The organism is Streptomyces sp. KL109B, from assembly GCF_030766935.1.
GTDB lineage: Bacteria > Actinomycetota > Actinomycetes > Streptomycetales > Streptomycetaceae > Streptomyces.
This window is the reverse complement of the sequence record NZ_JASERL010000002.1, coordinates 73486-91912: the sequence shown is the minus strand read 5'-3', so window position 1 is coordinate 91912 and position 18427 is coordinate 73486. Positions and strand designations below refer to the sequence as shown.

Genomic DNA, 18427 nt, shown 5'->3' with positions numbered 1-18427 from the left:
TGTGCTTGCGATCACAGTGAACTACGGGGAGGGGGTATCCGCAAACATGGTGCTGAACACCGTTGTCATGTGCCCTGACCTGCGGAAACGGTGCGCGGCGTGTACGCAGGTCAGGGCGCCGACAAGGTCACTTCGCGGCGGCCTCCGGGTGCCGCAGGCACCAGCCGGCCCACGCCGATTCGACCATCTCGCGTACGCCGCGCTGCGCCTTCCAGCCCAGCTCCCGCTCGGCGAGCGCCGAGGAGCCGACCGCGCGCGGGGCGTCGCCGGGGCGGCGCGGCTCGACGAGCGCGGGGGTGCGGTCTCCGGACACGTCCGCGATCACGTCGATCAGCTCGCGCACGGAGGCGCCCTGCCCGGTGCCGATGTTCAGCGTCAGGTCGCCGCCCGCGTCGGACGCGGACAGCCGGCGGGCCGCCGCGAGGTGGGCCTCGGCGAGGTCGGCGACGTGAATGTAGTCACGTACGCAGGTGCCGTCGGCGGTCGGGTAGTCGTCGCCGAAGATCCGCGGGGCCTCGCCGCGCGTGAGCCGGTCGAAGACCATCGGGATCACGTTGTAGACGCCGATGTCCGCGAGCTCGGGCGCTGCGGCGCCGGCCACGTTGAAGTAGCGCAGGCAGACCGTCGCCATGCCGTGCGCCTGCCCGGCCGCCCGCACCAGCCACTCGCCCGCGAGCTTCGTCTCGCCGTACGGGTTCACCGGCGCGGTGGGCGTCGACTCGGTGATGAGATCCGTCACGGGGATGTCCGGGTTGCCGTACACCGCGGCCGACGAAGAGAACACGAAGCGGCGAACCCCGGCCGCCGCGACCGTCTCCAGGAGGGCGGCGAGCCCGCCCACGTTGTCCCGGTAGTACAGCTCGGGCTTCTCGACGGATTCGCCGACCTGCTTGTGCGCGGCGAGATGAACGACACCCGTCACCTCGTGCTCGGCGCACACCCGCGCCACGAGCTCGGTGTCGAGGGCGGAGCCGCGTACGAGGGGGATCGACTCGGGCAGCCGCGCGGGCACCCCCGACGTCACGTTGTCGAGGACGACGACCCGCTCGCCCGCATCCGTCATAGCCCGCGCCACATGGGCGCCGATGTATCCGGCTCCGCCGGTGATCAGCCACGTCATGGCGCACCACCCTAAGACCGGATCCGGCGTTCCCCGGCCGCCCCGCGGGCTACCGCCGGTTACGGATCAAGGCCGCCCCTGGTTTGTGGCGCGCGTACTTGATCGTCAATGATGAGCGCGCGGTCGGCGCAGCGCGGACCGCGCGGACAGGGGCCAATCGGTCGGTAAACGGGCAGCGAACGCCCGGTTGCGCCATCCGATAGCCTCTGCCGACATGCCGCCCGGCCGCCCCATTCCAGGGGCCGTGCCGGATGATCCACCATGCATGAGCCCGGCGCCCTCCCGCGTCGGCACCCAAGGAGTGAGTTCGTCTGTCGACCGCCATCGTCACCGGTCAGCCGGTTCCCGGATCGTCCCTCGAGGGCGATCTGCGGGCGCTCGGCTTCGACGTGCGGACCGCCCCGGACCCCGCGGACGCCGAGGCGGCGCTCGCGGCCGTCCCCGGCGACCAGCGGGTCGCGGTCGTCGACGCGGGGTTCGTGGGCCATGTCCACGCCCTGCGCCTCGGCCTGACCGACCCGCGCTTTCCCGCGTCGGCGATCCCGGGCGCGCTCACCGCGCAGCCCGCCGCCCGCCAGGCCCTGACCCGCGCCGTCGCGCGGACCGGCGTCGACCCCGAGGTCGTCGCCAAGAGCCTGGAGATCGACGGCACCGACGTGCACCGCCCCGAGCTCGGCGAGCTCGTCGCCGCGGTGCCCGCCGACCCGCAGGCCCGCAACGAGGCCCGGCAGGCGCTCGCCGCCGTCGACGACGAGGCGATCCGGCTGCGTACGGCGGTCAAGGCGCGCGACGGCTTCTTCACCACCTACTGCATCAGCCCGTACTCCCGGTACATCGCGCGCTGGTGCGCGCGCCGGGGCCTGACCCCGAACCACGTCACCACCGCTTCGCTGCTCGTCGCCGTGATCGCGGCGGCGTGCGCGGCCACCGGCACACGCGTCGGGTTCGTCGCGGCGGGCGTGCTGCTGCTCGCCTCCTTCGTCCTGGACTGCACCGACGGGCAGCTCGCCCGCTACTCGCTCCAGTACTCGACGATGGGCGCCTGGCTGGACGCGACGTTCGACCGGGCCAAGGAGTACGCCTACTACGCGGGCCTCGCGCTCGGCGCCGCCAACGCGAGCGGCGACGACGTATGGGCCCTCGCGCTCGGCGCGATGGTGCTCCAGACCGGCCGGCACGTGATCGACTTCTCGTTCAACGAGGCGAACCACGACGCCGAGGCCAACACCAGCCCCACCGCGTCCCTGTCCGGCAAGCTCGACTCCGTCGGCTGGACCGTCTGGGCGCGCCGGATGATAGTGCTGCCGATCGGTGAACGCTGGGCGCTGATCGCGCTGTTCACCGCGTTCACGACGCCGCGCATCACCTTCTACATGCTGCTCATCGGCTGCGCGCTCGCCGCCTGCTACACCACGGCGGGCCGCGTCCTGCGCTCGCTGACCCGCAAGGCACGGCGTACCGACCGCGCCGCACAGGCGCTGCGCGACCTCGCCGACTCCGGACCGATCGCCGAACTGGTCGCGAAGGTCGGCAAGACGGCGACCGCCCCGGTCGTCGCCGCCGTCGGCGCCGCCGCGGTCGTCGCTGTGAGCGCGCTCACGGACTTCGGCTCCGCCTGGCCGATCGTGGCCGCGGCCGTGTACTGCGTCACGTCGGGCCTCGCCGTCGCCCGCCCCCTCAAGGGCGCGCTCGACTGGCTGGTCCCCCCGATCTTCCGGGCCGCCGAGTACCTCACGATCCTCTTCCTCGCCGCCCGCGCCGACGTCCAGGGCGCCCTGCCCGCGGCCTTCGGCCTGGTGTCGGCGGTCGCCTACCATCATTACGACACGGTGTACCGCATCCGCGGCAACGCCGGGGCCTCCCCGCACTGGCTGGTGCGGGCGATCGGCGGGCACGAAGGCCGGACTCTCGTGGTCACGGTCCTCGCCGCGCTGCTCACCCCCACAGATTTCACCCTCGCGCTCACGGTGCTCGCCGTGGCCGTGGCACTCGTGGTGCTCGTCGAGAGCATCCGCTTCTGGGTCCTCTCCGCTCGTCGCGGAGAGCCCGCCGTACACGATGAAGGAGAACCCGCATGATCGGCCTCGTCCTGGCCGCCGGCGCCGGCAGCCGGCTCCGTCCCTACACCGAGACGCTCCCCAAGGCGCTCGTGCCCGTCGTGGGCGAGGGGACCGAGAACGAGCTCTCCGTACTCGACCTCACGCTCAAGAACTTCGCCGAGATCGGCCTCACCGAGGTCGGCATCATCGTCGGCTACCGCAAGGAGGTCGTCTACGAGCGCAAGGACGCGCTCGAGGCGAAGTACGGCCTGAAGCTCACGCTCATCGAGAACGACGTCGCCGAGAAGTGGAACAACGCCTACTCCCTGTGGTGCGGCCGCGACGCCATGAAGCACTCGGTGATCCTCGCCAACGGCGACACCGTGCACCCGGTCTCCGTCGAGAAGACGCTGCTCGCCGCCCGCGGTGACGGCAAGAAGATCATCCTGGCGCTCGACACGGTCAAGGACCTCGGCGACGAGGAGATGAAGGTCGTCGTCGACGACGACAAGGGCATGCAGAAGATCACGAAGCTGATGGACCCGTCCGAGGCCACCGGCGAGTACATCGGCGTCACCCTCATCGAGGGCGAGGCCGCCGACGAGCTGGCCGACGCCCTGAAGGCCACGTACGAGCGCGACCCGCAGCTGTACTACGAGGACGGCTACCAGGAGCTCGTGAACCGCGGCTTCAAGATCGACGTCGCCCCGATCGGCGACGTGGCGTGGGTCGAGATCGACAACCACGACGACCTGGCCAAGGGGCGGGAGATCGCGTGCCAGTACTGACGAGACTCATCCCTTCGCCGGTCGTCGTCGACATTCGGTCCGGGGCGCTCGACGACCTGGCCAAGGTCCTCGCCGACCAGCGGATCTCGTCGTCCACGGGCCGCCTGGCCATCGCGATCAGCGGTGGCTCGGGCGCCGCCCTCAAGGCCCGCCTTGAGCCCTCGCTGCCCCGCGCCGAGTGGTTCGAGGTCGGCGGCGGCACCATCGACGACGCGATCAAGCTCGCCGACGACGTCAAGAAGGCCGGGCGCTACGACGCCCTGGTCGGCCTCGGCGGCGGCAAGATCATCGACTGCGCCAAGTTCGCGGCGTCCCGCGTGGGCGTGCCACTGGTCGCCGTCGCGACGAACCTGTCGCACGACGGCCTGTGCTCGCCCGTCGCGACCCTCGACAACGACGCGGGCCGCGGCTCGTACGGTGTGCCGAACCCGATCGGCGTCGTCATCGACCTCGACATCATCCGTGAGGCCCCGGTGCGCTTCGTGCGCTCCGGCATCGGTGACGCCCTCTCCAACATTTCCGCCGTCGCGGACTGGGAGCTGGGCGCCCGCGAGCGCGGCGAGGACATCGACGGCCTGGCCGCCGCCATGGCACGCCAGGCGGGCGAGGCGGTCCTGCGGCACCCCGGCGGCGTCGGCGACGACGACTTCCTCCAGGTGCTGGCCGAGGGCCTGGTCCTCACCGGTATCGCCATGTCGGTCTCGGGCGACTCGCGTCCGGCCTCCGGCGCCTGCCACGAGATCAACCACGCCTTCGACCTCCTCTACCCCAAGCGCGCGGCGAGCCACGGCGAGCAGTGCGGCCTGGGCGCGGCGTTCGCGATGCACCTGCGCGGTGCCCGCGACCAGTCCGTGTACATGGCGCAGGTGCTGCGCCGGCACGGCCTGCCCGTGCTGCCGGAGGAGATCGGCTTCACCGTGGAGGAGTTCGTCAAGGTCGTGGAGTTCGCTCCGCAGACCCGTCCGGGCCGCTACACGATCCTCGAGCACCTGAACCTCTCCACCGATCAGATCAGGGACGCCTACGCCGACTATGCAAAAGCCATCGGTAGCTGAACTCCGCCCGGTCGTTCACCCCGCAGGGGTGAAGGACCGCAGGAGCGGTGAGCACTGGATGGGCCGGCTCTACATGCGCGAGGTCTCGCTGCGTGTGGACCGCCACCTGGTGAACACCAAGGTCTCGCCCAACCAGCTGACCTACCTGATGACCGTCTGCGGCGTCCTCGCGGCTCCGGCGCTGCTCGTGCCGGGCATCTGGGGCGCGGTCCTCGGCATCGTCGCGGTGCAGCTGTACCTGCTGCTCGACTGCGTCGACGGCGAGGTCGCGCGGTGGCGCAAGCAGTACTCGCTGACCGGGGTCTGGATGGACCGGGTCGGCGCGTACCTCACCGACGCCGCCGTCCTGGTCGGCTTCGGGCTGCGCGCCGCCGACCTGTTCGGCACCGGGCGGATCGACTGGCTGTGGGCCTTCCTCGGCACGCTCGCCGCGCTCGGCGCCATCCTGATCAAGGCCGAGACGGACCTCGTGGGCCTGGCCCGCGCGGCCGGCGGCAAGGAGCAGGTCAAGGAGTCCGCGTCCGAGATGCGCTCCTCCGGCATGGCCACGGCCCGCAAGGCCGCCGCCATGCTGAAGTTCCACCGGCTCATCCTGGGCATCGAGGCGACGCTCCTCATCCTGGTCCTCGCGATCGTGGACCAGATCCGGGGCGACCTGTTCTTCTCGCGCCTGGGTGTGGCCGTCCTGGCGGGCATCGCGCTCCTCCAGACCCTGCTCCACCTCGTGTCGATCCTCGCTTCGAGCAGGCTCAAGTGAGCGGCGGCACAGGGCAGTTGAAGGTCGGCGCGGTTGTCATCACCATGGGCAACCGGCCGGCCGAGCTGCGCGCCCTCCTCGACTCGGTCGCCAAGCAGGACGGCGACCCGGTCGAGGTGGTCGTGGTCGGCAACGGCTCCCCGGTCCCGGACGTGCCCGAGGGCGTACGGACGATCGAGCTGCCGGAGAACCTCGGCATCCCGGGCGGACGCAACGTAGGCATCGAGGCGTTCGGCCCCTCCGGCTCGGACGTCGACATCCTGATGTTCCTGGACGACGACGGCCTCCTTCCGCTGACGGACACGGCGAACAAGTGCCGCGAGGCATTCGCCGACGACCCCAGGCTCGGCATCGTCAGCTTCCGCATCGCGGACCCGGACACCGGCGAGACGCAGCGCCGCCACGTGCCGCGGCTGCGCGCCGCCGACCCGATGCGCTCCTCGCGCGTGACCACGTTCCTCGGCGGCGCCAACGCCGTCCGTACGCGGGTCATCGCCGAGGCCGGACCGCTGCCGGCCGAGTTCTTCTACGCCCACGAGGAGACCGACCTCGCCTGGCGTGCCCTCGACGCGGGCTGGATGATCGACTACCGCGCCGACATGGTCCTGCACCACCCGACCACGGCGCCGTCCCGGCACGCGGTCTACCACCGCATGGTCGCCCGCAACCGCGTCTGGCTGGCCCGCCGCAATCTGCCCGCGCTCCTGGTGCCGGTCTACCTCGGCGTCTGGCTGCTGTTGACGCTGGCCCGGCGGCCTTCGGGCCCGGCGTTGCGGGCCTGGCTCGGCGGCTTCAAGGAAGGCTGGACGACCCCCTGCGGCCCCAGGCGCCCCATGAAGTGGCGTACCGTGTGGCGGCTGACCCGACTGGGCCGACCCCCTGTCATCTGACAAGCTCGTACCTTGACGGCATGGCTGCCCTTCCCGGCCTTTCGCCATGCCCGCCCAGGTCGCGCTTTTGAAGACGAAAGTTCCTCTTGTGAGTGAGACAACGCATGACGCCGGAGTCGCCGTGAGCGCGGCTCCGTCGCCCGACGACGGGCTCTCCCCGCGGGAGCTCGCCGACAAGTACGGCTTGTCCGTCAGCGGGGCCCGCCCCGGTCTGGTCGAGTACGCACGGCAGTTGTGGGGCCGGCGGCACTTCATCCTCGCGTTCTCGCGGGCGAAGCTGACCGCCCAGTACAGCCAGGCCAAGCTCGGCCAGGTGTGGCAGGTGGCGACGCCGCTGCTGAACGCGGCGGTCTACTACTTGATCTTCGGCAAGCTGCTCGGCACCGACAAGGGCATGGGACAGGACGTCTTCATCCCGTTCCTGGTGACGGGCGTCTTCGTCTTCACGTTCACGCAGTCCTCGGTGATGTCGGGCGTGCGGGCGATCTCGGGCAACCTGGGCCTGGTGCGCGCGCTGCACTTCCCGCGTGCCTCGCTGCCCATCTCCTTCGCGCTGCAACAGCTCCAGCAGCTGCTGTACTCGATGATCGTGCTCGTCGTCGTCGCATGCGTCTTCGGCAGCTACCCGAGCCTGTCGTGGCTGCTGATCCCGGTGATCCTCGCGCTGCAGTTCCTGTTCAACGTGGGCCTCGCGCTGATCATGGCGCGAGCGGGTTCGAAGACCCCGGACCTCGCGCAGCTGATGCCGTTCATCCTGCGTACGTGGATGTACGCGTCCGGCGTCATGTTCTCCATCCCGATCATGCTGGAGGGCAAGCCGACGTGGATCGCGGACGTCCTGCAGTGGAACCCGGCCGCGATCTTCATGGACCTGATGCGCTTCGCGCTCATCGACGGCTACGGCTCCGAGAACCTGCCGCCGCACGTCTGGGCCGTGGCCCTTGGCTGGGCCGTGCTCGTCGCGGCGCTCGGCTTCGTCTACTTCTGGAAGGCAGAGGAGCGGTACGGCCGTGGCTGACACCGAAACCATCACCGACGCCCGCGTCCCCACGGTCATCGCCGACGAGCTGCACATCGTGTACCGCGTCAACGGCACGCGGGCCGGCAAGGGCAGCGCGACCTCCGCGCTGAGCCGCATGCTCAAGCGCGGCGAGGAGCGCGGCGTGCGCAAGGTGCACGCCGTCAAGGGCGTCACGTTCACCGCGTACCGCGGCGAGGCCATCGGCCTCATCGGCACGAACGGCTCCGGCAAGTCGACCCTGCTGCGCGCCATCGCCGGCCTGCTGCCCGCCGAGAAGGGCAAGGTCTACACCGACGGCCAGCCCTCGCTGCTCGGCGTGAACGCGGCCCTGATGAACGACCTCACGGGCGAGCGGAACGTGATCCTCGGCGGCCTGGCCATGGGCATGTCCCGCGAGGAGGTCAAGTCGCGCTACCAGGACATCGTCGACTTCTCCGGCATCAACGAGAAGGGCGACTTCATCACGCTGCCGATGCGGACGTACTCCTCCGGCATGTCGGCCCGCCTGCGCTTCTCGATCGCGGCCGCCAAGGACCACGACGTGCTGATGATCGACGAGGCGCTCGCGACGGGTGACAAGAAGTTCCAGAAGCGCTCCGAGGCCCGCATCCGCGAGCTGCGCAAGGAGGCCGGCACGGTCTTCCTGGTGAGTCACAACAACAAGTCCATCCGCGACACCTGCGACCGCGTCCTGTGGCTGGAGCGCGGGGAACTGCGTATGGACGGTCCGACGGCCGAGGTACTCAAGGAGTACGAGAAGTTCACGGGCAAGTAACCGCCCTCTCCTGGACCACGTCATATGAGGCCCCACCGGCTTCCGTCCGGTGGGGCCTCTGATATGCCTGTAGACACCAAGTAATTGGCGATCACGGTCAAGGGGAGGTCAACTTCCTTGCCCTGTAGGAATCTTGGCGTCAATCGGTGTGTTGTTGTGATGTGCAGAACACCCCGACGCGAGGGCGGCCGTTGTACAACGTAAGCTGTACCGGCCTCAATCGCGGCATGTGGGGCGATAAGGCGCGACATCCCGACCCCTGGCAGGGTTGGGCGGCCGGGCGGGCGCCCGGGCGGCGTGTCCGAAATGAGATGTATTGGGTCCGCAGTGTAGAACGGGAGTTGTGACGGCAATGGCTATGGAAACTCTCCAGCTCCGCGGGGCTTTGGCCGTCGTCGGAGAAGCGGGCCGCATCCGGTGACCGCCACCCTCGACAAGGCGGCCGATGAGAACTTCCCCGTGGCCCCCTTCTTCCTGCCGCGCGCCTGGCGCGACGACCTGATGGCCGTGTACGGCTTCGCGCGCCTCGTCGACGACATCGGCGACGGCGACCTCGCCCCCGGCGGCGCGGACGCCGGGCACCTGGGCGTGTCACCCGATCGGGCCCACGACCGGCTCGCGATGCTGGACGCCTTCGAGGCCGACCTGGAGCAGGTCTTCGACGGGACGCCGCGGCACCCCCTCCTGAAGGCCCTGCGGCCCACCGTCCGGCGCCGCTCGCTCACCCCCGAGCCGTTCCTCGGCCTGATCGCCGCGAACCGCCAGGACCAGCTGGTCACGCGCTACGAGACGTACGACGACCTGCTCGCCTACTGCGAGCTGTCCGCCAACCCGGTCGGCCGCCTGGTCCTCGCGATCACCGACACCGCGACCCCCGAGCGGATCCGCCTCTCGGACGCCGTCTGCACCGGCCTCCAGATCGTCGAGCACCTCCAGGACGTGGCCGAGGACCTGGGCCGCGACCGGATCTACCTGCCGGCCGAGGACCTGAAGAGGTTCCACGTCGACGAGGCCGACCTGGCCGCGCCGAGCGCGGGCGCATCGGTGCGCGCGCTGGTCGCGTACGAGGCGGAACGCGCCCTGAAGCTGCTGAATGAAGGCACCCCCCTGGTGGGTAGCGTCCACGGCAGGCTGAAGCTGCTGCTGGCAGGGTTCGTCGCTGGGGGGAAGGCGGCGGTCCACGCGATCACCGCCGTGTCGTACGACGTGCTTCCGGGACCACCCAAACCCACCAAGGCGCGATTGCTGCGCGAGGTGGGAGCGACTCTGCGAGGAGAGGGGTGAGCAAGACCGTGGAGTCAGACCAGACCGTGTCGGCGCCGGTGCTCGCCGCATACAGCTACTGCGAGACCGTCACCGGGCAGCAGGCCCGCAACTTCGCCTACGGGATCCGGCTGCTTCCGGCCCCGAAGCGGCGCGCGATGTCGGCGGTGTACGCGTTCTCGCGCCGCGTCGACGACATCGGCGACGGCACGCTTGAGCCGGACATCAAGGCGCACCGGCTCGACGAGACCAGGGCGCTGCTCGGCCGCGTCCAGGACGGCAAGGTCGAGGAGGACGACACCGACCCGGTGGCCGTCGCCCTCGCCGACGCCGCGAGCCGCTTCCCGATCCCGCTGGGCGGGCTCGACGAGCTGATCGACGGCGTCCTGATGGACCTGCGCGGCGAGTCCTACGAGACCTGGGACGACCTGAAGGTCTACTGCCGCTGCGTCGCGGGCGCCATCGGCCGGGTCTCCCTCGGCGTCTTCGGTACGGAACCGGGGGCGCGCGGCGTCGAGCGGGCGCCGGAGCTGGCGGACACGCTCGGGCTCGCACTCCAACTCACCAACATCCTGCGGGACGTTCGCGAGGACGCCATGGACGGGCGCACCTACCTGCCCGCCGACGACCTCGCCAAGTTCGGCTGCTCCGCCGGATTCCACGGCCCGACGCCGCCGGCCGGTTCGGACTTCGCGGGCCTGGTCCACTTCGAAGTCCGGCGCGCCCGCGCCCTGTTCGCCGAGGGCTACCGGCTGCTTCCCATGCTCGACCGCCGCTCCGGCGCCTGCGTCGCCGCCATGGCCGGCATCTACCGCCGCCTCCTCGACCGCATCGAGCGCGACCCCGAGGCCGTGCTCCGCGGCCGGGTCTCGCTGCCCGGACACGAGAAGGCGTACGTCGCCGTGCGCGGACTGTCGGGGCTCGACGCCCGCACCGTCGTGCGCGGCACCACCCGCGGCGCCGCCAGGAGGCGCGCCTGATGGACATCGCGGGCCGGATCGACACGTCAAGGCCGAAACGGCGGGCAACCCTCCGGGGCGGCCCGGCGTCCCTGCATGCAACGGTCGGCCGCGTGTTCGTCACACCCGTCGAACCCGGCCCCACGCAGGCCGTACGCACCACCGAAGGCACCACCCAGGGGGAGGGCGCATGAGCGACGGGATCACGTCAACCGACGTGCGCGACGCGGAAGCGGACGCCGCCGCGGCCCGAACGAGGCCCACCGCGGTGGTCGTCGGCGGTGGGCTCGCAGGCATCACGTCCGCGCTCGCCCTCGCCGACGGCGGCATGGACGTCACCCTCCTCGAAGGACGGCCCCGGCTCGGCGGCCTCGCGTTCTCCTTCAAGCGCGGCAACCTCACCGTCGACAACGGCCAGCACGTGTACCTGCGCTGCTGCACCGCCTACCGCTGGTTCCTCGACCGCGTCGACGCGACCTCGCTCGCACCCCTGCAGGAACGACTCGACGTGCCCGTACTCGACGCCGACAGGAACCGGCTCGGCCGGCTGCGGCGCACCGCGCTGCCGGTGCCGCTGCATCTGGCGAAGAGCCTCGCCACGTACCCGCATCTGACGCTCGCCGAGCGCGCCAACGTCGGCCGTGCCGCGCTCGCCCTCAAGGGGCTCGATCCCGCCGATCCGGCGCTCGACAAGCGGGACTTCGGCTCCTGGCTGGCCGAGCACGGGCAGACACAGCGGGCCATCGAGGCGCTGTGGGACCTCGTCGGCGTCGCGACCCTGAACGCGGTGGCGGGGGACTCCTCGCTGGGCCTCGCCGCCATGGTGTTCAAGACCGGGCTGCTGTCCGAACCGGGCGCCGCCGACATCGGGTGGGCGAAGGTGCCCCTCGGTGAACTCCACGACACTCTCGCCCGCAAGGCGCTCGACTCCTCGGGCGTACGCACCGGACTCCGTACACGCGTCACCTCCATCTCCCGTACGGACAACGGGCGTTGGGCCGTGGAGGTTCCCGAGGGCCCGGACGGCTGCGGGGAGGTGCTGCGGGCCGACGCCGTCGTGCTCGCCGTGCCGCAGCGCGAGGCGCACGGGCTGCTGCCGGACCAGGCGCTGGACGACAAGCAGCGGTTGCTCGACATCGGCACCGCTCCGATCCTCAACTTGCATGTGGTGTACGACCGCAAGGTCGTCAAGCGGCCGTTCTTCACGGCGCTCGGTTCGCCGGTGCAGTGGGTCTTCGACCGGACCGAGGCTTCCGGTCTCACCAGTGGCCAGTACCTCGCCGTCTCCCAGTCGGCCGCGCAGGACGAGATCGACGCGCCCGTGGCCACCCTTCGTAAGCGCTATGTCCCGGAGCTTGAGCGGCTGTTGCCCGCCGCGCGCGGGGCCACCATCCACGACTTCTTCGTCACCCGGGAGCGGACGGCGACCTTCGCGCCGACCCCCGGAGTCGGCGCACTGCGGCCCTCGGCCCGCACCAATGCCCCCGGCCTGTACCTGGCCGGCGCGTGGACCGCCACCGGGTGGCCCGCGACCATGGAAAGCGCTGTCCGCAGCGGCACCAGTGCCGCCGACGCCGCGCTCGCCGCCCTCGGCCGCCCCCGCGGCCATCTGTTCCGGGAGGCGGCGTGACGTACGAACCGCGCACGGCCGACGCGACCAGCGAACTTCCCACGGTGGAAGAGCCGACAACGGTGAATCCGGTTACACAAGGAGAGACTGTGCCACCTGTGCCCTCGGCCCAAGAGGCTGCCGACGCGGTGGACGTGACCGCGCTTTTGGAGCGCGGCCGAACCCTGGCCACCCCCGTGCTCAAGGCGGCGGTGGACCGCCTGGCACCCCCGATGGACACCGTCGCCGCCTACCACTTCGGCTGGATCGACGCCGAAGGCAACCCGGCCGACGGCGACGGCGGCAAGGCCGTGCGCCCCGCCCTTGCCGTGCTGTCCGCGCAGGCCGCGGGCGCCGACCCGGAGGTCGGCGTGCCGGGCGCCGTCGCGGTCGAGCTCGTCCACAACTTCTCGCTGCTGCACGACGACCTGATGGACGGCGACGAGCAGCGCCGCCACCGGGACACCGTGTGGAAGGTGCACGGTCCCGCGCAGGCGATCCTCGTCGGCGACGCCCTGTTCGCCCTCGCCAACGAGATCATCCTGGAGCTGGAGACCGTCGACGCGGGCCGCGCCGCGCGCCGCCTCACCACGGCGACCCGCGCCCTGATCGACGGCCAGGCCCAGGACATCGGCTTCGAGCACCGCGAGCGCGTCAGCGTCGTGGAGTGCCTGGAGATGGAGGGCAACAAGACGGGCGCCCTGCTCGCCTGCGCCTCCTCCATCGGCGCGGTCCTCGGCGGCGCCGACGACGCGACCGCCGACGCCCTGGAGAAGTACGGCTACCACCTCGGCCTCGCCTTCCAGGCCGTCGACGACCTCCTCGGCATCTGGGGCGACCCCGAGTCCACCGGCAAGCAGACCTGGAGCGACCTGCGTCAGCGCAAGAAGTCCCTCCCGGTCGTCGCCGCGCTCGGTGCGGGCGGCCCGGCCTCCGAGCGGCTCGGTGAACTCCTCGCCGCCGACGCCAAGGACGTTGACTTCGACGCCTTCACCGAAGCGGACTTCGCCGCCCGCGCCGCCCTCATCGAGGAGGCCGGCGGGCGCGATTGGACCGCCGAAGAAGCGCGCCGGCAGTACGCCGTCGCCCTCGAAGCCCTGGACTCCGTCCAGATGTCAGCCACGGTGCGCGCCCAGTTCGTGGCGCTCGCCGACTTCGTAGTAGTGCGAAAGAGATGATCACTATCGGCCGCATATGACTCGCAGTCGCCGGCCGGTGTCCCGCCAGGGCCCCGGCCGACGGTTACCCAGCATCAGAATCACTGCATGAAGGGATAGCCATGACAGCGACGACCGACGGAAGCACCGGAGCCACGGCCCCGCAGGCGACCTCGGCCACCACTGCCCAACTGACCGAAACTACCCCCGGGGCGGCCGGGACACCGGCCGCCGCCGGACGAGCCATACAGCGCGCCACGGACTTCCTGCTCGCGCGGCAGGACGACCGGGGCTGGTGGAAGGGCGACCTCGACACCAATGTGACGATGGACGCCGAAGACCTGCTGCTGCGCCAGTTCCTCGGCATCAGGGACAAGAAGACCACCGACGCCGCCGCGCTCTTCATCCGCGGCGAGCAGCGCGCGGACGGCACCTGGGCCACCTTCTACGGCGGACCCGGCGAACTGTCCACCACCATCGAGGCGTACGTCGCGCTGCGCCTGGCCGGTGACTCCCCGGACGACGCGCACATGGCCAAGGCCTCCGCGTGGATCCGCGAGCGCGGCGGCATCGCCGAGTCCCGCGTGTTCACCCGGATCTGGCTGGCCCTGTTCGGCTGGTGGAAGTGGGACGACCTCCCCGAACTCCCGCCGGAGCTCATCTACTTCCCCAAGTGGATGCCGCTCAACATCTACGACTTCGGCTGCTGGGCCCGGCAGACGATCGTGCCGCTCACCGTCGTGTCCGCGAAGCGCCCGGTGCGCCCCGCGCCGTTCCCGCTGGACGAGCTGCACACCGACCCGCGCGACCCGAACCCCGCCAAGCCCCTTGCCCCCGTGGCGAGTTGGGACGGCGCGTTCGAGCGGCTCGACAAGATCATGCACGGCTACCACAAGGTGGCCCTGAAGCGGCTCCGCAAGGCAGCCATCAACTCGGCGGCCCGCTGGATCATCGAGCGCCAGGAGAACGACGGCTGCTGGGGCGGCATCCAGCCACCCGCCGTCTACTCCGTCATCGCTCTCCACCTCCTCGGCTACGACCTTCAGCACCCGGTCCTGAAGGCCGGGTTGGAGTCCCTCGACCGATTCGCCGTGTGGCGCGAGGACGGCGCCCGGATGATCGAGGCCTGCCAGTCACCCGTGTGGGACACATGTCTCGCGACGATCGCGCTCGCCGACGCCGGACTGCCCGCCGACCACCCCGCGCTGGTCAAGGCCGCCGAGTGGATGATCGCCGAGCAGATCGACCGCCCCGGCGACTGGTCCGTACGCAAGCCCGCGCTCGAACCCGGCGGCTGGGCCTTCGAGTTCGAGAACGACAACTACCCCGACATCGACGACACCGCCGAGGTCGTGCTCGCGCTGCGCCGGGTGAAACTCCCCGACAAGGTGCGCGCCGAGAAGGCCATCGAGCGCGGCGTGCGCTGGAACCTCGGGATGCAGTCGAAGAACGGCGCGTGGGGCGCCTTCGACGTCGACAACACCAGCCCGTTCCCCAACCGGCTGCCGTTCTGCGACTTCGGCGAGGTCATCGACCCGCCGTCCGCCGATGTCACCGGGCACGTCGTCGAGATGCTCGCCGTCGAGGGCCGCACGAGCGACCCGCGCACCCGGCGCGGCATCGAGTGGCTCCTCGCCGAACAGGAGGCGAACGGCTCCTGGTTCGGCCGCTGGGGTGTCAACTACGTATACGGAACAGGGTCGGTGGTGCCCGCCCTGACAGCGGCCGGTTTCCCCGCCTCGCACCCCGCGATCCGACGGGCCGTCAACTGGCTGGAGTCCGTGCAGAACGAGGACGGCGGCTGGGGCGAGGACCTGCGCTCGTACCGCTACGAGGACTGGAAGGGGCACGGCGTCTCCACCGCATCGCAGACCGGGTGGGCGCTGCTCGCGCTGCTCGCGGCGGGGGAGCGGGAGTCGAAGGCCGTCGAGCGCGGCATCGGCTTCCTGGCCGAGACCCAGACCGAGGACGGGACCTGGGACGAACCGTACTTCACCGGTACCGGCTTCCCCTGGGACTTCTCGATCAACTACCACCTGTACCGGCAGGTGTTCCCGCTGACCGCGCTCGGCCGGTACGTCAACGGCGAGCCGTTCAGTGACACGGGCCCCGCCACCAAGGGGAGCTGATGACCGCATCGCCGGCGGCCCGTCCGCCGGAGACCGCGCCGCTGCTGGTCGCCTGTGCGCTCGGCATCGAGCACCTCGCGCTGCGCAGCGGCAGCCGGGCCGGGGCGCCGAGCCCCGTGACCGTGCTGCGTACGGGCATGGGCCCGAAGGCCGCCGAGCGCGCCGTGACGCGTGCGCTGGTCGACCCCGTGCTGCGCGACGCGGCCGTGCTCGCCACCGGGTTCTGCGCGGGCCTCGCGCCCGGCATGCACCCCGGTGACCTGGTCGTGGCCGAGGAGACCCGGGACGGGCACGGCAGCACGCCGTGCGTGGACCCGGACCTCCTGGTCAAGGAGCTGGTCAGGGCCGTGCCAGGGCGCACCGTGCACACCGGGCCGCTGACCGGCTCGGACCATGTGGTGCGCGGTCACGAGCGCGGTGACCTGCTGGCCACCGGAGCGATCGCCGTCGACATGGAGTCGGCCGCGACGCTGCGGGCGGCGGGCGGCTCGGCCACGCGGCCGGTTGCCGCCGTACGGGTGGTCGTTGACGCCCCGGAACATGAACTCGTCAGGATCGGCACGGTGCGCGGTGGACTATCGGCATTCCGCGTCCTTCGTGCCGTCCTTCCAGCCTTTTTTGAATGGCACCGTTCTTTGCTGCTCCCTCGGAGGTGAGCCCAGATGGCCATGCCGCTTCGTCAGTCCATCAAGGTTGCGACATATCTCGCTGAACAGAAGATCCGCAGGCGGGACAAGTTTCCGCTGATCGTCGAATTGGAACCCCTCTTCGCCTGCAACCTCAAGTGCGAGGGCTGCGGGAAGATCCAGCACCCGGCCGGGGTGCTCAAGCAGCGCATGCCGGTCGCCCAGGCCGTCGGCGCCGTCCTGGAATCCGGTGCGCCGATGGTGTCCATCGCCGGCGGCGAGCCGCTGATGCACCCTCAGATCGATGAGATCGTGCGGCAGTTGGTGGCCAAGAAGAAGTATGTCTTCCTGTGCACCAACGCCATGCTGCTGCGCAAGAAGATGGACAAGTTCAAGCCCTCGCCGTTCTTCGCGTTCACCGTGCACATCGACGGCATGCGCGAGCGGCACGACGAGTCCGTCGCCAAGGAGGGTGTCTTCGACGAGGCGGTCGAGGCGATCAAGGAGGCCAAGCGGCGCGGCTTCCGGGTCACCACGAACTCGACCTTCTTCAACACCGACACCCCGCAGAACATCATCGAGGTGCTCAACTACCTCAACGACGACCTCAAGGTCGACGAGATGATGATCTCGCCCGCGTACGCCTACGAGAAGGCGCCCGACCAGGACCACTTCCTGGGGGTCACGCAGACCCGTGAACTGTTCAAGAAGGCGTTCACGGGCGGCAACAGGCGGCGCTGGCGGCTCAACCACTCGCCGCTGTTCCTCGACTTCCTCGAGGGCAAGGTCGACTTCCCGTGCACCGCGTGGGCCATCCCCAACTACTCGCTGTTCGGCTGGCAGAAGCCCTGCTACCTGATGGCGGACGGGTACGTGCCCACGTACAAGGAGCTCATCGAGAAGACCGACTGGGACGCGTACGGGCGCGGCAAGGACCCGCGCTGCGACAACTGCATGGCGCACTGCGGCTACGAGCCGACGGCCGTGCTCGCCACGATGGGCTCGCTCAAGGAGTCCATCCGGGCCATGTCCGAGACCGTCGCCGGGAACCGAGGGTGAGCGTGTCATGAACGGAGAGCCTGTCTCATTGGGCCTCCCCGAGGTGCCGGTCCGACCCATCGCTGAACGGCGAGTCAGCCGTCAGATCCAGGTCGGACCGGTGGCCGTGGGAGGCGGCGCCCCCGTATCCGTACAGTCGATGACCACGACGCGTACGTCCGACATCGGCGCGACGCTGCAGCAGATCGCCGAACTGACCGCCTCCGGCTGCCAGATCGTGCGCGTCGCGTGCCCGACCCAGGACGACGCGGACGCGCTCGCGACCATCGCCCGCAAGTCGCAGATCCCCGTGATCGCGGACATCCACTTCCAGCCGAAGTACGTGTTCGCGGCCATTGACGCCGGGTGTGCGGCGGTGCGCGTGAACCCGGGCAACATCAAGCAGTTCGACGACAAGGTGAAGCAGATCGCGCGGGCCGCGTCGGAGGCGGGTACCCCGATCCGGATCGGGGTCAACGCCGGTTCGCTCGACAAGCGGCTGCTTCAGAAGTACGGCAAGGCCACCCCGGAAGCGCTGGTGGAGAGCGCCCTGTGGGAGGCATCGCTCTTCGAGGAGCACGGCTTCCGGGACATCAAGATCTCGGTCAAGCACAACGACCCCGTGGTGATGGTGAACGCCTATCGGCAGCTCGCCGCGGCCTGCGACTACCCGCTGCACCTGGGTGTCACGGAGGCCGGTCCCGCCTTCCAGGGGACCGTCAAGTCCGCTGTCGCCTTTGGGGCGTTGCTCAGCGAGGGCATCGGGGACACCATCCGTGTCTCGCTGTCCGCGCCGCCGGTGGAGGAGGTCAAGGTCGGCAACCAGATCCTGGAGTCGCTCGGCCTGAAACCCCGCCGCCTGGAGATCGTGTCGTGCCCGTCCTGCGGGCGCGCGCAGGTCGATGTCTACAAGCTCGCCGACGAGGTGACCGCCGGGCTCGACGGCATGGAAGTGCCGCTGCGGGTGGCCGTCATGGGGTGTGTGGTGAACGGCCCGGGGGAGGCCCGCGAGGCGGACCTCGGGGTGGCGTCCGGCAATGGCAAGGGCCAGATCTTCGTCAAGGGAGAGGTCATCAAGACCGTCCCCGAGTCGAAGATCGTCGAGACGCTGATCGACGAGGCGATGAAGATCGCCGAACAGATGGAGCAGGACGGCGTCGCGTCGGGAGCGCCCGACGTCACCGTGAGCTGAGTTCTTTGG

Annotated in this window: 17 protein-coding genes; 16 read left to right on the top strand and 1 reads right to left on the bottom strand. The window is 70.4% G+C overall.

Annotated elements, in window-relative coordinates; all coding sequences use genetic code 11:
- Positions 1 to 127: 127 nt before the first annotated feature.
- Positions 128 to 1120 (bottom strand): UDP-glucose 4-epimerase GalE, encoded by a 993-nt coding sequence (gene galE / locus RBJ65_RS06455; RefSeq protein ID WP_306316631.1) that lies wholly within the window; start codon positions 1118 to 1120, stop codon positions 128 to 130.
- A gap of 311 nt (positions 1121 to 1431) precedes the next feature.
- Here galE and RBJ65_RS06450 point away from each other — a divergent pair, with 311 nt between their 5' ends.
- From RBJ65_RS06450 to ispG, 16 genes are all read left to right on the top strand, one after another.
- Positions 1432 to 3198, top strand: a complete 1767-nt coding sequence (locus RBJ65_RS06450; RefSeq protein ID WP_306316729.1) for a DUF5941 domain-containing protein — start codon at positions 1432 to 1434, stop codon at positions 3196 to 3198.
- Complete coding sequence (locus tag RBJ65_RS06445) at positions 3195 to 3947, top strand: phosphocholine cytidylyltransferase family protein (RefSeq protein WP_306316632.1); 753 nt, start codon at positions 3195 to 3197, stop codon at positions 3945 to 3947. Before RBJ65_RS06450 ends, RBJ65_RS06445 begins: the two co-directional genes overlap by 4 nt.
- Positions 3935 to 5002: an iron-containing alcohol dehydrogenase family protein gene (locus RBJ65_RS06440; RefSeq protein ID WP_306316633.1), complete on the top strand. Its 1068-nt coding sequence runs from the start codon at positions 3935 to 3937 to the stop codon at positions 5000 to 5002. Before RBJ65_RS06445 ends, RBJ65_RS06440 begins: the two co-directional genes overlap by 13 nt.
- Positions 4980 to 5759, top strand: coding sequence for a CDP-alcohol phosphatidyltransferase family protein (locus RBJ65_RS06435; RefSeq protein ID WP_306316634.1), 780 nt, complete (start codon positions 4980 to 4982; stop codon positions 5757 to 5759). Before RBJ65_RS06440 ends, RBJ65_RS06435 begins: the two co-directional genes overlap by 23 nt.
- A gap of 17 nt (positions 5760 to 5776) precedes the next feature.
- The gene (locus tag RBJ65_RS06430) at positions 5777 to 6649 is read left to right on the top strand and encodes a glycosyltransferase family 2 protein (RefSeq protein ID WP_306316730.1); all 873 of its coding nucleotides are present in this window, start codon (positions 5777 to 5779) and stop codon (positions 6647 to 6649) included.
- Between the two features lie 88 nt (positions 6650 to 6737).
- Positions 6738 to 7667, top strand: a complete 930-nt coding sequence (locus RBJ65_RS06425; protein ID WP_306316635.1) for an ABC transporter permease — start codon at positions 6738 to 6740, stop codon at positions 7665 to 7667.
- Entirely contained in the window at positions 7660 to 8445 is a 786-nt protein-coding gene (locus RBJ65_RS06420; RefSeq protein WP_306316636.1) for an ABC transporter ATP-binding protein, read from the top strand. Before RBJ65_RS06425 ends, RBJ65_RS06420 begins: the two co-directional genes overlap by 8 nt.
- A 417-nt stretch (positions 8446 to 8862) precedes the next feature.
- On the top strand, positions 8863 to 9729 hold the full coding sequence (gene hpnC, locus RBJ65_RS06415; RefSeq protein ID WP_306316637.1) for a squalene synthase HpnC: 867 nt from the start codon (positions 8863 to 8865) through the stop codon (positions 9727 to 9729).
- Positions 9726 to 10688, top strand: coding sequence for a presqualene diphosphate synthase HpnD (gene hpnD, locus RBJ65_RS06410; protein ID WP_306316638.1), 963 nt, complete (start codon positions 9726 to 9728; stop codon positions 10686 to 10688). The genes hpnC and hpnD overlap by 4 nt, the downstream gene beginning before the upstream one ends.
- Positions 10688 to 10861 carry a DUF6380 family protein gene (locus RBJ65_RS42070; RefSeq protein WP_372341173.1) on the top strand — a complete coding sequence of 58 codons (174 nt, stop codon included), beginning with the start codon at positions 10688 to 10690 and terminating at the stop codon, positions 10859 to 10861. Before hpnD ends, RBJ65_RS42070 begins: the two co-directional genes overlap by 1 nt.
- Positions 10858 to 12297, top strand: coding sequence for a hydroxysqualene dehydroxylase HpnE (gene hpnE / locus RBJ65_RS06405; RefSeq protein WP_306316639.1), 1440 nt, complete (start codon positions 10858 to 10860; stop codon positions 12295 to 12297). The genes RBJ65_RS42070 and hpnE overlap by 4 nt, the downstream gene beginning before the upstream one ends.
- 89 nt (positions 12298 to 12386) lie before the next feature.
- Positions 12387 to 13454: a polyprenyl synthetase family protein gene (locus RBJ65_RS06400; protein WP_372341174.1), complete on the top strand. Its 1068-nt coding sequence runs from the start codon at positions 12387 to 12389 to the stop codon at positions 13452 to 13454.
- A gap of 101 nt (positions 13455 to 13555) precedes the next feature.
- A complete protein-coding gene (gene shc, locus RBJ65_RS06395) occupies positions 13556 to 15562 on the top strand; it encodes a squalene--hopene cyclase (protein ID WP_306316640.1) in 2007 nt (668 codons plus the stop codon).
- Positions 15562 to 16218 (top strand): 1-hydroxy-2-methyl-2-butenyl 4-diphosphate reductase, encoded by a 657-nt coding sequence (locus RBJ65_RS06390; protein WP_306316641.1) that lies wholly within the window; start codon positions 15562 to 15564, stop codon positions 16216 to 16218. Before shc ends, RBJ65_RS06390 begins: the two co-directional genes overlap by 1 nt.
- 6 nt (positions 16219 to 16224) lie before the next feature.
- Positions 16225 to 17247, top strand: coding sequence for an adenosyl-hopene transferase HpnH (gene hpnH / locus RBJ65_RS06385; protein ID WP_306316642.1), 1023 nt, complete (start codon positions 16225 to 16227; stop codon positions 17245 to 17247).
- Between the two features lie 7 nt (positions 17248 to 17254).
- Entirely contained in the window at positions 17255 to 18418 is a 1164-nt protein-coding gene (ispG, locus tag RBJ65_RS06380; RefSeq protein WP_306316643.1) for a flavodoxin-dependent (E)-4-hydroxy-3-methylbut-2-enyl-diphosphate synthase, read from the top strand.
- The last annotated feature ends 9 nt before the right edge of the window (positions 18419 to 18427 follow it).